This window comes from Zoogloea sp. LCSB751, assembly GCF_002028455.1.
Taxonomy (GTDB): Bacteria; Pseudomonadota; Gammaproteobacteria; order Burkholderiales; family Rhodocyclaceae; genus Zoogloea.
Genome location: NZ_MWUM01000017.1, coordinates 41,726 through 57,127 on the forward strand (window position 1 = coordinate 41,726; position 15,402 = coordinate 57,127).

At 67.8% G+C, this 15,402-nt stretch carries 11 protein-coding genes; 2 read left to right on the plus strand and 9 right to left on the minus strand.

What is annotated here, in order from left to right; genetic code table 11:
* Positions 1-21: 21 nt before the first annotated feature.
* The 4 genes from B4920_RS17585 to B4920_RS17600 form a co-directional block, all read right to left on the minus strand.
* Positions 22-3,093, minus strand: a complete 3,072-nt coding sequence (locus tag B4920_RS17585; protein ID WP_079435923.1) for an MdtB/MuxB family multidrug efflux RND transporter permease subunit — start codon at positions 3,091-3,093, stop codon at positions 22-24.
* Between the two features lie 3 nt (positions 3,094-3,096).
* A complete protein-coding gene (locus B4920_RS17590) occupies positions 3,097-4,359 on the minus strand; it encodes an MdtA/MuxA family multidrug efflux RND transporter periplasmic adaptor subunit (protein WP_161493327.1) in 1,263 nt (420 codons plus the stop codon).
* Between the two features lie 184 nt (positions 4,360-4,543).
* Positions 4,544-5,746 carry a PepSY domain-containing protein gene (locus B4920_RS17595; protein WP_079435925.1) on the minus strand — a complete coding sequence of 401 codons (1,203 nt, stop codon included), beginning with the start codon at positions 5,744-5,746 and terminating at the stop codon, positions 4,544-4,546.
* Positions 5,747-5,752: 6 nt separating this feature from the next.
* Positions 5,753-7,774 (minus strand): TonB-dependent receptor, encoded by a 2,022-nt coding sequence (locus B4920_RS17600; protein ID WP_079435926.1) that lies wholly within the window; start codon positions 7,772-7,774, stop codon positions 5,753-5,755.
* A 301-nt stretch (positions 7,775-8,075) separates the two neighbouring features.
* On the opposite strand from B4920_RS17600, the gene B4920_RS17605 reads away from it, so the two are divergent.
* Both B4920_RS17605 and B4920_RS17610 read left to right on the plus strand, forming a co-directional pair.
* Positions 8,076-8,492 carry a hypothetical protein gene (locus B4920_RS17605; RefSeq protein ID WP_088179500.1) on the plus strand — a complete coding sequence of 139 codons (417 nt, stop codon included), beginning with the start codon at positions 8,076-8,078 and terminating at the stop codon, positions 8,490-8,492.
* Between the two features lie 98 nt (positions 8,493-8,590).
* The gene (locus B4920_RS17610; protein WP_079435927.1) at positions 8,591-9,355 is read left to right on the plus strand and encodes a 2'-5' RNA ligase family protein; all 765 of its coding nucleotides are present in this window, start codon (positions 8,591-8,593) and stop codon (positions 9,353-9,355) included.
* A 590-nt stretch (positions 9,356-9,945) separates the two neighbouring features.
* Here the strand turns inward: B4920_RS17610 and B4920_RS17615 are convergent.
* The 5 genes from B4920_RS17615 to B4920_RS17635 are packed head-to-tail and all read right to left on the minus strand — an operon-like array spanning position 9,946 to position 15,038.
* A complete protein-coding gene (locus B4920_RS17615; RefSeq protein WP_079435928.1) occupies positions 9,946-11,223 on the minus strand; it encodes an amidohydrolase family protein in 1,278 nt (425 codons plus the stop codon).
* The gene (locus tag B4920_RS17620; RefSeq protein WP_079435929.1) at positions 11,211-11,897 is read right to left on the minus strand and encodes a TetR/AcrR family transcriptional regulator; all 687 of its coding nucleotides are present in this window, start codon (positions 11,895-11,897) and stop codon (positions 11,211-11,213) included. The genes B4920_RS17615 and B4920_RS17620 overlap by 13 nt, the downstream gene beginning before the upstream one ends.
* Complete coding sequence (upp, locus tag B4920_RS17625; protein ID WP_079435930.1) at positions 11,894-12,526, minus strand: uracil phosphoribosyltransferase; 633 nt, start codon at positions 12,524-12,526, stop codon at positions 11,894-11,896. Before upp ends, B4920_RS17620 begins: the two co-directional genes overlap by 4 nt.
* Positions 12,527-12,552: 26 nt before the next feature.
* Entirely contained in the window at positions 12,553-13,797 is a 1,245-nt protein-coding gene (locus B4920_RS17630) for a URC4/urg3 family protein (RefSeq protein WP_079435931.1), read from the minus strand.
* Complete coding sequence (locus B4920_RS17635; RefSeq protein ID WP_079435932.1) at positions 13,794-15,038, minus strand: GTP cyclohydrolase II; 1,245 nt, start codon at positions 15,036-15,038, stop codon at positions 13,794-13,796. Before B4920_RS17635 ends, B4920_RS17630 begins: the two co-directional genes overlap by 4 nt.
* Positions 15,039-15,402: the final 364 nt, after the last annotated feature.

The following is a 15,402-nucleotide window of genomic DNA, read 5'->3' on the forward strand; positions in this document are numbered from 1 at the left end:
GATTCGCCCCCGTGTCGGCTGTCATGCTGCCCTCCCCCGCCGCGCCAGGCGGTCGAAGGCCAGGTAGATCACCGGCGTGGTGAACAGCGTCAGCACCTGGCTGACCAGCAGGCCGCCGACCATCGTCACGCCGAGCGGGTGGCGCAGTTCGGAGCCGACGCCGGAGCCCAGCATCAGCGGCAGCGCGCCGAGCAGCGCCGCCAGCGTGGTCATCAGGATCGGCCGGAAGCGCAGCAGGCAGGCCTGGTAGATGGCCTCCCGCGGGGCGAGGCCTTCGCGCCGTTCGGCATCCAGGGCGAAGTCGATCATCATGATGGCGTTCTTCTTGACGATGCCGATCAGGAGCACGATGCCGATGATGCCGACGATGCCCAGCTCGCTGCGCGCCATCAGCAGCGCCAGCAGTGCGCCGACGCCGGCGGACGGCAGCGTGGACAGGATGGTGATCGGGTGGATGTAGCTCTCGTAGAGCACGCCGAGCACGATGTACATGGTCACCACCGCAGCGAGGATCAGCAGCAGCGTATTGGTCAGCGAGGCCTGGAAGGCCAGCGCCGCGCCCTGGAAACTGGTCTCGATGCTGGCCGGCAGGCCCAGTTCGGCCTCCGCACTGCGGATTGCCTCCACCGCCGCGCCGAGGGATGCACCCGGCGCCAGGTTGAAGGACAAGGTCACCGCCGGGAACTGGCCGATGTGGTTCACCGCCAGCATCGCCGGCCGCTCGACGACCCGCGCCACCGCCGACAACGGCACCTGGGCGCCGCCGCTGCCCGGCACGTAGAGGTTGGCGATGGCCGCCGGGCTGCTGCGGAATTCCGGCTTCACCTCCAGCACCACACGGTACTGGGTGGCCTGCGTGAAGATGGTGGAGATCAGGCGCTGGCCGTAGGCGTTGTACAAGGCGTTGTCGATGGCCGCGGTGCTGACACCGAGGCGGCTGGCGCTGGCCCGGTCGATCTCCACCCAGGCCTGCAGGCCCTTGTCCTGCAGGTCGCTGGCCACGTCGGCGAGCTGCGGCAGGCCCTTCAGGCGCTCGACGAGGCGCGGCACCCATTCGTTCAGCGCCGCCGAATCCGGCGACTGCAACGAGAACTGGTACTGGGTGCGGCTGACCTTGTCCTCGATGGACAGATCCTGCACCGGCTGCATGTACAGCGTGATGCCGGCCACCTTGCGCACCTCCGGCGTCAGGCGGCGGATCACCTCGGCGGCGCTGGCATCCCGCTCGTCCAGCGGCTTGAGGTTGATCATCATGCGCCCGCTGTTGAGGGTCGCGTTGGCGCCATCCACGCCGATGAAGGACGACAGGCTGGCCACCGCCGGGTCCTTCAGCACCACCTCGGCCAGCGCCTGCTGGCGCTGCGACATGGCATCGAAGGAGATCGACTGGGCCGCCTCCGTGATGCCCTGGATCGCGCCGGTGTCCTGCACCGGGAAGAAGCCCTTGGGCACCACCACGTACAGCAGCGCGGTCAGCGCCAGCGTACCGACGGCCACGACGAGGGTCAGACCCTGGCGGTCGAGCACCCACTGCAGCATCACGCCGTAACGGGCGATGACGCGGTCGAAGAAGTCGCCCATGACCTTGTAGAAGCGCCCCTGCTCGGCCTCCGGCACATGCTTGAGGAGGCGCGCGCACATCATCGGCGTGAGGGTCAGGGACACGACGGCAGAGATCAGGATGGCGATCGCCAGCGTGATCGCGAACTCGCGGAACAACCGGCCGACCACGTCCGCCATGAACAGCAGTGGAATCAGCACGGCGATCAGCGAGAAGGTCAGCGAAATGATCGTGAAGCCGATCTGCTTGGCGCCCTTCAGCGCGGCCTGCATCGGCGATTCGCCCTCCTCTACGTAGCGGGCGATGTTTTCGATCATCACGATGGCGTCGTCCACCACGAAGCCGGTGGAGATGGTCAGCGCCATCAACGTGAGGTTGTTGAGGCTGAAGCCGGCCAGGTACATCACCCCGAAGGTGCCAACCAGCGACAGCGGCACCGCCACGCTGGGGATGATGGTCGCCGGCACGCTGCGCAGGAACAGGAAGATCACCATCACCACCAGGGCCACCGCCATCATCAGTTCGATCTGCACATCGTGCACCGAGGCGCGGATGGTGGTGGTGCGGTCGGACAGCACGCGCACGTCCATCGACGCCGGCAGGCTGGCGGTCATCTGCGGCAGCAGCGCGGTGACCCGGTCGGCCACCTCGATCACGTTGGCGCCCGGCTGGCGCTGCACGTTGATGATCACCGCCGCCTGGCTGTCGGCCCAGGCGGCAAGGCGCAGGTTCTCGGCGTCGTCGGCCAGGTTGGCCACGTCGGACAGGCGCACCGGGTTGCCGTTCTTGTAGGCGACGATCAGGCCGCGGTACTCGTCGGCGGAACGCAGCTGGTCGTTGGCGTCGATGGTGGAGGCCCGTTGGGGTCCGTCGAAGCTGCCCTTGGCCTGGGTCACGTTGGCATTGGCGATGGCCGTGCGGATGTCCTCCAGCCCCAGCCCGTAGGCCGCGGCGGCGGTCGGGTTGACCTGCACCCGCACCGCCGGGCGGCGTCCGCCGGCGATGCTGACGAGGCCGACCCCCGGCACCTGGGAGATCTTCATCGCCAGGCGGCTTTCCACCAGGTCGTGGATGCGCGTGATCGGCAGGCTCTTCGAGCTCACCGCCAAGCTCAGGATCGGCGCGTCGGCGGGGTTCACCTTGCTGTAGGTGGGCGGTGCCGGCAAGTCGGTGGGCAGCAGGTTGGACGCGGCGTTGATGGCCGCCTGCACCTGTTGCTCGGCCACGTCCAGGCTCAGGGACAGGCTGAAGCGCAGGGTGATCACCGAGGCCCCACCGGAGCTGGTGGACGACATCTCGTCGAGCCCCGGCATCTGGCCGAACTGGCGCTCCAGCGGCGCGGTGATGGCCGAGGTCATCACGTCCGGGCTGGCGCCGGGATAGAGGGTCTTGACCTGAATGGTCGGGTAATCCACCTCAGGCAGCGCCGAGATGGGCAGCAGGCGATAGGCGACGAGGCCCACCAGCAGGATGGCGACCATCAGCAGGGAGGTCGCCACCGGCCGCAGGATGAACGGACGGGACGGGTTCATGCGTTAATGCCCCGGACGGCCGCCGTTGCCACGCTTCTTCTCCCGCCCAGGCGCATCCGCGGCCTTCGGGTCGATGGCCTCGATCTGGGCGCCGTCCTTCAGCTTGTCGAGGCCGTCCACGACGATGCGGTCGCCAGCGGCGAGGCCCTCCTCGACGGCGGCCTTGTCGCCGTCCACCGGCCCCAGCTTGACCGGCACCGACGCCACCTTGTTGCCCTCACCGACCTTGTAGACGTAGCTGCCCTTGGCGCCTTGCTGAACCGCCGCAGTCGGCACCGTGACGACGCCACTGAGCGTGTCGAGGATCAGGCGCACATTGACGAACTGGTTCGGGAACAGGCTGCCGTCCTTGTTGGCGAAATCCGCCTTCAGCTTGACGGTGCCGGTGGTGCTGTCGATCTGGCTGTCCACCGCCAGCAGCTTGCCGTCGGCGAGGTGGTTCTTCATTTCCCGGTCCCAGGCCTCGGCGATCAGCCCCTTGCCGTCGCGCACGCGCTTCATGACCGCCGGCAGACGGTCTTCCGGCACCGGGAACACGGCGGTGATCGGGCTCACCTGGGCGATGGTCACCAGCCCGGTGGTATCGGAGGCCTTGACGATGTTGCCCGGGTCCACCGCCCGCAGGCCGGCCCGACCGGCGATCGGCGCCTTGATGGTGGTGTAGGAGAGCTGCAGCTCGGCGCTCTTCACCGCCGCCTGGTCGGCCTGCACGGTGCCCTGGTACTGGCGCACCAGCGCCTCCTGGGTCGCCACCTGCTGCTCGGCGATGGAATCCTGACGCAGCAGGCCCTTGTAGCGCTCGAGGTCGATCTGCGCGTTCTTCAGCAGCGCCGCATCCCGCGCCAACTGGCCGCGGGCCTGCTCCAGGGTGGCGCGAAAGGGATCGGGATCGATCAACGCGAGCACGTCGCCGGCCTTGACCGGCTGGCCTTCGGTGAACTTCACCGCCAGCAGCGGACCGTCGACCCGCGAACGCACCGTCACCTGGTTGCGCGGTACCACGCTGCCGAGGGCCGGCACCATCACCCGGATGTCGCCGGTGGCGATGGTGGCTAGGCTTACCGGGATCGGCCGCTCGCCACGCCCGTCACGGCCGCCGCGCCGCCCGTCTGCCGACTTGCCACCTCCCCCGTCTCCGTCCGATGCACCGCGGTGGGAGTAATACCAGCCTCCGCCGGCCGCGAGGGCCAGCACGATGAGCCAGGGAAGAATGCGACGACGGGAACGGGATTCTGAATCGGACGAGGCAGAGGCAGGGCTGGACATGGAGCGTTTTTCCGGAAGGCGCCGGCCCGCTACAGGCCGGCAGTTCGAAGCCATCGAGAGGCGGTCGCAATGCTACACGATGCCTTCGTAAGACTGCGTAAAGACCCCGTAAGGAAAAAGCCGTTCCAGCAAATTCACTGCGGTAGACCAGAAATGCCTCAGATGCCGCCCTGTGGGGGCGAATTCATTCGCCCTCGGACTCCCTGAAACGAGCGGAGGGCGAATGAATTCGCCCCCACAGGGTGGTGGTGTGCAGCACCGGCCGGGTCTCCCGCAGCGCACGGGCGCGGACCTTGTGCCGCCAGCGCAGCCAGCCGGTGACGAACAACAGCGCCGGCAGCAGCCCGGCCACGCAAGCGAGGATGCGGCCCGGCAGCCCGAAGGCCTCACCGTTGTGCAGCGGATGCATCCAGGCCAGGAAGCCGTCGCCGGCGGACTCCCGCAGCGGATCGCGCACCGCCAGCACTTGTCCGTCACTCGGGTCCACCCACACCTGGGAGCGCGGGAAGCGCCGGCTGGGCTCGCCGGACTGATGGAAGCGCACCGAGATCGGCCGCCCCGCGCTGCCGGAGGTCTCGATCCAGCGCAGCTCCGCACCGGGAAAGGACTCGCGGGCGATGCGCACCGCCGCGTCGAGGGAGATCGGTGCGGCCCCTTCGTCCAGCAGGCCGGCCGGCGGCCGATACGCCGGCCTCAGCGGCGACGCGCCGGCGACCAGATCGCGGGTGAAGTCCGGCAAGGCCAGCGCGCTGCCGGTCAGCGCCAGCACCAGCAACACCGGCAGGCCATAGACGCCGCCGAGCACGTGCAGGTCGTAGGTGCGGCGGACCGCGCCGCTGCGCAGCACCGGTTTGAGTGCTGCGGCCAGGCGGGCGCGGCTGGGCCACCACAGATAAAGCCCGCTGAGCAGCGAGAAAGACAGCAGCAGGCCGAGGATGCCGACTGTCGTCTTGCCGCCCTCGCCCGCCAGCAGCGTGTAATGCAGATCGAACAGCCAGGTCGTCGCGTAGTCGCCCCAGAAGCGCGCGCTGGTGACCTCCAGCGTGTGTGGATCGAGGCTCAGCATCAGCGGCGCGAAGCCGCGCCCGGCCGTTTCCGGCGGATTGTAATAGCGGGCCAGCACCGGCGCGTCCGCCGCCAGCGGCATCTCGATGCGCCATGGCCCGTCGCGCTGCGGGTAGCGAGCGCGCAGCGCCTGGAACACCGCCTCCGGCGACGGCGCGGGCGCCGCTGCGCTGACGCGGATCTGCGGATTGAGCAGGCCATCCACATCCAGGTAGAACACCAGCACGCTGCCGGTGAGCCCCAGCAGCACGAACAGGCCGCCAGCCAGCAGGCCGACGTACAGGTGCAGCTTGACCCACAGGCGGCGCAACTCGCGTTTCATCGAGGCTCAGAACTTGACCGCGACCGTCCCGTACACGCTGCGCGGCGCGCCCGGCGCATGCAGGGACTGGGCGCCGTCCCACCACGCGTATTCGTTGTAACGGTCGAACAGGTTGCGCACCTGCACCTCGAGATTCACGCGCGGGCTGAGGCGATAGGCGGCCGCTACGTTGGCCAGCGTATAGCCGCCGAACTTGCCAGTGCTGTTGGTGCGCTCCAGGTAGTAGCCGCTCTGCCCGTTCACCCATGCCGACAGGCGCCAGGCCTCGCTGGCCTGGTAATCGGCGCCGAGGTTGTAAAGCAGGTGCGGCACGTGGTCGATCTCCTTGCCGACGGTGCCGGCGGATGCCACATCGGCCTGCAGAATCTTCGAGCGCTGCAGCGCGGCACCGACCCACAGGCCGAGCTGGCGCGTAGGCTGGGCGTTGAGCTGCAGGTCCACGCCCTGGCGGCGGGTCTGGCCGATGTTCTCGGCGTCGTTGGCCGGGTCGTTGAGCTTGCGCCGCGCTTCGTTGGAAGCGGTCTGGCGCCAGGCCGCCAGGCGGCCTTCCAGCCACGCCAGCGGGCGGAACTTGAGGCCGGCCTCCCAGCCTTCGTTGATCGACGGCGACAGGTCGGCCGTCTGGTTCACCTTATAAGAAGCGGTGCCGACGCCGACCTGGAAGCTGCGGCCCCAGTTGCCGTACACCGAGTACGCGTCGGACAGCGCATACACCGCACTCATCTTCGGCTGCTTGATCGTGCCGTAGTCGTTGATGTCGTAGGTCTTGCCGTTGAGGCGGTTGGTATAGGTGCCGTCCACGCGGTCGGCGCGGAAGGCCGGCGTCAGGCTCAGGCCGGGCAGCGGCTTGAGCACGGCCTGCACGAAGGCACCGGCGGTGTCGAATTCGAAAGCCTGGTCGCGGGTCTGGCTCTGGCGCACCTGGCTGACGGTGTTGTAGCGGGTGCTGCGGTTGTCCTGGCGCTCCACGTCGAGGCCGCCCATCACCGACAGATCGCCGAGGACCGTCTTGCCGGCCCGCCAGGTCAGCGTCGTGGACGCGCCGCTGTGGGTTTCCGCGACGACGCGCTCCTGCTGGGACACGTTCGCCGAGAAGGTCACGAAGCGGCGGTCGTCCAGATTGTTCAGGTACACCTGGCCGGTCCAGAACAGCTGGCTGCCCAGGGCGGTTTCCGCCTGCAGCGCCACTTGGGTGGCCATCCGGCGGTCTTCGTCAGTCGCATTGTGGGCTGGCGACTGGTCCGGGTCGGCGCGGCGCTGGGCATCGGTCAGATAGCCCGCCTCATCGGCGCGGGCGGTGGAGTGGCGCAGGATCAGGCCGAAGCGGCTGTCGCCGCCTTCCGGCGTGATGAACCATTTGGCGCTGAAGGCACCGTTCTCGGCGCCGGAATGGGCCCGGTAGCCGTCGGTCGAATTCACCGCCAACGCGTAGTTCTGGGCCAGTGCGCCCTGCTCGATGCCCGCTGCCGCCTGCAGCTCGCGCGTCTGGAAGCTGCCGAGGGTGGCCCGCCCCTGCACATAGTTGCCGCCGCTCTTGGTGAGGATGTTGGCGTTCCCGGCAATGTTGTGCAAGCCGTAGCGCGGATCGTTGGTGCCGCGCACCACCTCGATGGATTCGATGTCCAGCCGCGGCGCCAGATCGATGTAGGGCATGTTGCCGTCGTTGCTGTTGGACGGCACACCGTCGATCAGCAGCTTGACCGCGTTGATCTCCCCTTCCCCGTTGAAGCCGCGCATGGAGAACTTGCCGGAGGTGGTGCCCTGGCCGAACTGGGTCAGCATCACGCCGGGCAGCTGGCCGAACAACTGCCAGTTGTTGGCCACCACCTGATTCTCGATGCGCGCCTGCGGCAGGATATCCACCGAGCTCAGCACACGCCGCGCCTGCAGTGGGCCGTCGGCGCTACCGCTGACGACCACCTCGCCGAGGGTCAGCGCCACGCTGTCAGCGGTGTCCGCTGCCTGGGCCGGAAGCGTCGCCAGCATGGAAACGGCAACGGCGATGGGGGTCAGTCTTGCGGAAATCATCGAAAGCCTCGTCGGTTGGGAACTGGGCCCGGACTGTAGCAAGGCGCTCCCGGAAAGTTTCTTGATGCGGGCCAGGAAACGAGGGATTGCGACACTATGTCGCAGCCGTGACCCGCCCCTTGTCACACCCCGCGACGCACTTCTTGACCTGAGGCAAGTCCCGACAGGAAATCTCGCCGCGGCCCTTGCCCATCGATCAGTAGCGCCTAATATTGATGGCGTAACACGGTTCCAGCCCCTGCAAATGGCCGGTGGGCAGCCCTGGGGATGGATGACGGCCCGCGCGCATCAGGAGATAACAATGAAGATGTTCAGGCAATGCATCCTTGCCGGCATGGCAAGCCTGTTGATGGTCGGCGTCGCGGCAGCCCAGCCGGGCCCGGGCATGGGCGGCGGTGGAATGGGCGGCGGCATGATGCAGGGCGACCAGCCATGTATGAAGGCTGACGGTGCGGCGACAGCGGACATGGGCCCCAACTGCGGCTGGCGCATGAACCGCCGCAACACGCCGGGCATGGGGCTGATGACGCCTGAGGAGCGCCGCGCGCATCGGGACAAGATGCGCGCGATGAAGACCGCCGAGGAATGCCAGGCCTACATGGCGGAACACCATGCGCAGATGGCCGAACGGGCCAAGGCCAAGGGCATCACCTTGCCGGCGCCGCGCAGCAAGGCCTGTATGCGCTTCGGCGCGCCGGCTGCGGCTCCCGCCAAATAGACAGTCGCCCCTCCGGAAAGCCCGTCGTCTGCGGGATGGGATGATCGTCGGCACGCCAGCGGTTATGCTGGAGCGCCGACATTTCTTCAGCCCACCCCATGCCTCCCCGCGACGCGCCGCCATCCCCCCTTGCCATTCCCGATACGGTCTTCGAGGTAGCCCGCACGCACTTCGCCGCCGCCGGGCGAACGCTGCGCAACGTGCGCCGGGATTTCCACGAATGGCATCTCGGGCGCCCGCACTACGCCCTGTGGGCCATCGACGTGGACCTGCCGGCGGTGCGCAGCCTGGCTGAACAGGCGGCAGGGCAACTGGGCGAGGTGCTGCTCGACGGCTACCGTCGCCAGCCGCACATCACGCTGGCCCTGTGCGGCTTTCCGACACAGCAGCCGGTGCTGCCGGACGACTTCGGCCCGGCCGGGCTGGATTGGCAGCTCGATGCCCTCCTGCGTCTGGCCGGCGCGCCCTTCATGGTGGAGATCGGCGGGCTGGCGAGCTTCACGTCGGCACCCTTCCTGGCCGTCCGCGACGTGGACGGCGGCATCGGCCGTCTGCGGCGGGCCCTGTGCGGCCCGCGCGCGGAACCTGGCGGCCCCTACACACCCCATGTCACCGTCGGTTTGTACGGCGGCGAATGGCCCACCGGGCCGCTGCTGGAGCGCCTGGACGAAGGTGGCCGGGACAGGGTGCGCTGTGCGGTGACGCGACTCAGCCTGATGGCTTACGCGGCGTCCGACATCGGCGGACCGCTGACTACGCTGGGGGAATTCGATCTTGCCAACAGGTGCTGGGAAGGCTCGAATCCGCGGATTTTCCCCTCTGCGGCGCACAGCGGGGATCTGCCTATTTTTTCAGCAACTTGAAAAAACTCTGACCAATCAGTGACATGAATACCCCCCTCACACCTTATCCACAGGGTTGACCACGTCTGATGGGGAGAAAACGGGCAAAACGTCCACAAATCCACATCCCCAATTTGGGGCATGTGGACGATGCATTGCACAAAATTGTAGCAAACACCAAAAATGCAGACAGATCAGTGGTCTAAGGCAGCCTTTCACAACTTACCCACAGGGTTGACCACGCACAGCGGGGATAAAACACAGCGGGCAGCCGGCTCCTACCCCCTGATTTTCACAGCTAACAGCCACCCGAAAAGGCGTCCCGCCCCGCCGCCAGATCGTTCGAAGCACTGCACAATTTTGCAGCAACAGTGAAAAGCTTTTAATTTTCAACAACCTGTTTACACCCCCCACACCTTATCCACAGGGTTGACCACGACTGGCGGGGATAAACCACAGCCTGCACAACAATCCACAAGACACGGCGCACGGGTTTGGAGAGTGCATTGCACAAAATTGAGGCAAACACCAAAAACGCTGTTCAATCAGTCGTCTAGGCCCCCCGTTCACAACTTACCCACAGGGTTGACCACGACGGACGGGGATAACACTCAAGTCCGGAGAGAAAAATCCACATGGGACGGCCGTCCCGGCAGGTTCAGCGTGGCAACGGCGGCCGGGCTGCGGGCGACGATCCGCCCGGCGCGCAACACCAGCAGACGCGTCGCCCGCAGGCGCAGGGCCTCGACGGGATCTGCGGCCTGCAGCAGCACCAGGTCGGCGCGGCAGCCCGGTTCGAGGCCGTAACCGTCCAGGTCCAGGATCCGCGCAGGCGTCGCCGTCACCGCCGCGAAGCAGGCGCGCATGCCGTCCTGGCTGGTCATCTGCGCCACGTGCAGGCCCATCGCCGCCACTTCCAGCATGTCGCCGCTGCCGAGGCTGTACCACGGGTCCATCACGCAGTCGTGGCCGAAGGCGACCGGGATGCCAGCGGCCAGGAGTTCCGGCACGCGGGTCATGCCGCGGCGCTTCGGGTAGCTGTCGTGGCGGCCCTGCAGCGTGATGTTGATAAGTGGGTTGGCGACCGCCGCGACACCCGCCTCGGCCATCAGCGGCAGCAGCTTGGACACGTAGTAGTTGTCCATCGAATGCATCGACGTCAGGTGGGAACCGGTCACCCGCCCCTGCAGGCCGAGGCGCTGGGCGTGGAAAGCCAGGGTTTCGATATGGCGCGACAGCGGGTCGTCGGATTCGTCGCAGTGCATGTCCACCGGCAGCCCGCGCTCGACGGCCAGTTCGCACAGGATGCGTACCGACTCGACGCCGTCGGCCATCGTGCGCTCGAAATGGGGAATGCCGCCGACCACGTCGACGCCCATGTCCAGCGCCCGCTTCAGGTTGTCCAGCGCACCGGGGCTGCGCAACACCCCGTCCTGGGGAAAAGCCACCAGTTGCAGGTCCAGGTAGGGGCGCACCTTGTCCTTCACGTGCAGCAGGGCTTCCACCGCCAGCAGGCGCGGATCGCAGACATCCACGTGGGAGCGGATCGCCAGCAGGCCCTTGGCCACCGCCCAGTCGCAATAGGCCAGCGCCCGCTCCACCAGCGCCTCCTGGGTCAGCAGGGGCTTCAGCTCGCCCCACAGGGCGATGCCTTCCAGCAGCGTACCGGACTGGTTCACCCGCGGCAGGCCGTAGGACAGGGTCGCGTCCATGTGGAAGTGGGCGTCGACGAACGGCGGCGTGACGAGTTGGCCGGCCGCGTCGATGACGTCCCCCGCCTCGCCGGCCAGCGCCGTTTCGACTGCGGCAATACGCCCGTCGCGGATGCCGATGTCAATGCCACGGCGGCCATCGGGCAAGTTGCAGTTGCGCAGGATCAGGTCGAACACGGGAAACTTCCTTCCAGAATGGGGGGCGCGAGGCCGCAGCCGCGCAGCACCAGGTTCAGCACATGGGCGGTGGCCCGCCGGTAATCGGCCGACTCCAGGCTGGGCCGGTTGAGCACCGCGCAGACCTGGGTCTCGAAGTCGGCGTAGGTCTGGGTCAGCGCCCACAGGCTGATGAACAGATGCACCGGGTCCACCGGGGCCATCTTGCCGGCGGCGATCCAGGCTTCGATCACCGCCGCCTTGTCGGCCACCAGCAGGCGCAACTCATTGCACAGATAGTCGCCGATCTCCGGCGCGCCGTGCAGCAACTCGTTGGCGAAGACCCGCGAGGCGTCCGGGTGCTCGGCGGTGAGGCGCATCTTGGCCTCGATGTAGTGGGCCAGCGCCTCTCGCGGGTCGGCATCGGCGTTGATGCGGTCGGTCTCCGCCAGCCACAGGCGCAGGATGTTGGCCAGCACGGCCCGATACACCTCGGCCTTGGTGCCGAAGTAGTAATGCAGGTTGGACTTGGGCAGCCCCGCCGCCAACGCGATCTCCGCCATCGTGGCGCCCTGGAAACCAGCCCGCGCGAAGACCTGCTCGGCGGCGGCGAGGATGGCGACCTCGTGCTGGCGCCGGATGCGCCCGCCGCGCGCGGGCGTGTCCACCTCCCCGGGCGACGGCGCTACCGTCATTTGGTGCCGAAGATGCGGTCGCCGGCGTCGCCCAGGCCGGGCACGATGTAGCCGTGCTCGTTGAGGTGGCTGTCCACCGCGGCAGTCGTCACCGGCACGTCCGGATGGGCCTCCTGCAACGCGGCCAGGCCTTCCGGCGCGGCCAGCAGGCACACGAACTTGAGGCTGGTCACGCCGGCCTCCTTCAGGCGCGACAGGGCCGCGCTGGCCGAATTGCCGGTGGCCAGCATCGGATCGACGACGATCACCAGGCGGTCTTCCACGTCGTCCGGCAGCTTGAAGTAGTACTCGATGGCTTCCAGCGTTTCCGGATCGCGATACAGCCCAATGTGCCCGACCCGTGCGCCGGGCAGCAGGTCGATCATGCCGTCGAGCATGCCGTTGCCGGCCCGCAGGATGGACACCAGGCACAGCTTCTTGCCGCTGATCACCGGTACCTTGCAGGCCGCCACCGGCGTGGTCACGTCGATCAGCTCGGTGGGCAGGTCGCGGGTCACCTCGTAGGCCAGCATGGAGGCGATTTCCCGCACCAGGCGGCGAAAATTGTCGGTGGTGGTCTCCGCGCTGCGCGCCATGGACAGCTTGTGCTGCAGCAGGGGGTGGTCGATGACGGTAAGGGGTGCGCTCATACAGTCCTCCAGTGCGTGCGGTGGTTTCAGAACACGGTGCCGTCGCTAACCAGGGTCACCGGCGGTGCGCCCCCCGGGCGGCGCTGGGCGGCGATGCGCCGGCCGGCCGACCAGGTGCCGCCTTCCAGCACGCGGGCCAGCGGAAAAGTGGCGGAATCCAGCCCGAGCAGCTCGCGCACGGCGGTGGCCAGCCGGTCCAGGCCCGTGACCGTCAACGCCCGCCATTCGACGATAGCCGGCGCATCCACCGTCCAGGCATGGCGCCAGAAACGCTCGTCGCGCGGGCGGATCAGCCCGAAGTCGAGCAGCAGGCCGCCGTTGCGGTACTCCGGCAGGCCGGTCAGATCGTCCAGCCCGGTGATGGTCAGCCCGGCTGTTTCCAGCGGTTCAAGCAGGGAATAGGTCAACCACTGGGTCAGCTTGTGGAAGGGCAGCAGGCCATCCTCCAGCGCCGGATGGGCCCAGCAGTCGCCGAGCGGGACGCCCTGCAGCACCACGCGGCCCGGCCACACGGGCCCGAGGGCGCGCAGCAGGGTTGCCAGCACGAAGGATGCAGCGATCTTGCCGTCGATGGCATGGGCCAGCAGGTAGTCAACCAGATTGCCGGCGCGGGCCGGTGTGCCGAACACCGCCGGCGTCGCCTCCATGACGGCCCCCAGACGCTGCAACAGCGCACTGCGCCCTTCGAGCCCGACCAGCGGATTGTCTGGCCGCACCTGGAAGGCCGCGGCCAGCACCTCCGGCGTCAGGCGCTGCAGCGCCGCCGCGTCGCAGCGCAGCGGGCAGGCCGGATCGGCCGACAGCGCACCGCCGGCAAACAAGGCCAGGCTGGCCACGCCAAGTCCTTCCGAACGGCCCAGTTCCATGCCGCCGGCCACGTCCCGGTAACGCCACTCGGCACCGGCGCCGGCGTCCAGCAGCACGCTGGGAATGACCAGATCCACCGCCACACGGGCCCGCGCCAAGCGGTCGCCGTCCAGGCCGTGAGTGCCGGCCAGCACGCCCCAGCGGTCCCGTCCGCCGGCCTCGAAATGGCGCCAGCGGCTATGGTAGGGCACGTCGAGATCAGGGTAGTTGAGGCGGATGGTCTGCGCCACGTACTCGGCGCAGGGCAACAGTTGATCCGGATGCCAGGTGAAGAAGGGCGACAGGCCCGCTTCCACCCGCGCAGTCACCACGCGGCAGCGCTCGCGCACCGCCGCCGAACTCAGCAGGGGCGCCGCCGGATGACCGGCAGAAACCGGCGTGTGCCATCCCGATCCATGGTTCATGCGTGCAACCCCCTGCCCTTGGCAACCGCCAGTTCGGCCGCGCTCGGCGGCGCCACCGGCGTGAAGTAACCCGCCGCCGTCTTGGCGTCCATTTCCACCCGTGCGTCGGCAGGAATCAATTCGTCGGGAATCGCCACCTGTTCCACGACCTGAATGCCGGCGGCGGTCAGCGCCCCGTGCTTCATGTTGCTCATCGACGCCCAGCGGTCGATGCGCGTGATGCCGAGCCAGTGGAAGACGTCCGGCATCAGTTCCTGGAAGCGCATGTCCTGCACGCCGGCCACGCACTCGGTGCGCTCGAAATAGGTTTCGGCGCGGTCGCCGCCGAACTGGCGCTTGCGGGCGTTATAGACCAGGAACTTGGTCACCTCGCCGAGGGCGCGGCCCTCCTTGCGGTTATACACCACCAGGCCGACACCGCCGCGCTGGGCCATCTCCACGCACACCTCGATGCCGTGGGCCAGGTAGGGCCGGCAGGTGCAGATGTCCGACCCGAACACGTCGGAACCGTTGCATTCGTCGTGAACGCGACAGGCCACCTGCGTTTCCGGACGGCCGAGCAGGCTCACATCGCCGAAGAAATAGAGGGTCATGCCGCCGATAGGCGGCAGGAAGACCTTCAGGTCGGGCCGCGTGACGAGCTCCGGAAACATCCCGCCCGTCTGCTCGAACAGCGCCCGCCGCAGGGCGCTCTCGGTGATGCCGAAGCGCTCCGCGACACCGGGCAGGTACCACACCGGGTCGATGGCGGCCTTGGTGACACGCACGTCGCCGTTGGCTTCGAGGATGTCCCCGTCCGGCACCAGGCGGCCGGCCTCGATCGCGTCGCGCAGCTCCGGCATGTTGATGTGCGCCGTGGTCACTGCGATGGTCGGGCGGATGTCCATGCCGGCCGCAATCTCGGCTGCGAACTCCTGGGCCGCCCGGTGCCCCCACGGATCGAGGGACACGATGCGTCCGGCATCCGCCCACTGCGGATGGGGGCCGATGCCGATGGCCGGCACCGTGTTGGTGAGATCAGGGCGGTGGTTGCGCTGCAGGTTGCCGGCCGCCACCGCCAGCGCCCGGTACACCGAATAAGAGCCGGAATGGGTGCCGATCACGTTGCGCAAGGTCGGCTCGGCCAGGCCCGCCACCAACGGCCCCCGCTCCGCGGCCGTAGCCGCGCCCCAGCGGATGGCGGACACCGAGCGGCCACGGCTGGCACGGGGATGGGAAGTCAGAACGATGTGGGACGCCATGCTTCGCTCCTGAAAACCTGACCATATCGTCAATTTTTTACAAGCGAGTTCCATGCCACGGGAAATTGCTTCGATTTCCGCGTCAAACCGGGTCGGCCACGCACTATTGCAGTGCACCACTCGCCTCCGGCGATCCCAGGCGGTGCAAGGCGCACAGCCCTCTCACGCAGCACCCGGCCCACCTCAAAGCCCAACGACACCCTTTCGCAAAAACATTTACACAAATACAATTGATATCAATCGATAGCTGTAAGCCTAGAACTGACTTCCGTGTGCCCTTTGCTGGCTCCCTGTTGTGACGGATGCGCCCGCATCCGGGAAGTGCCTGCCGACCCCGATCGCTCCCCCACCGACCAGGCCGTTG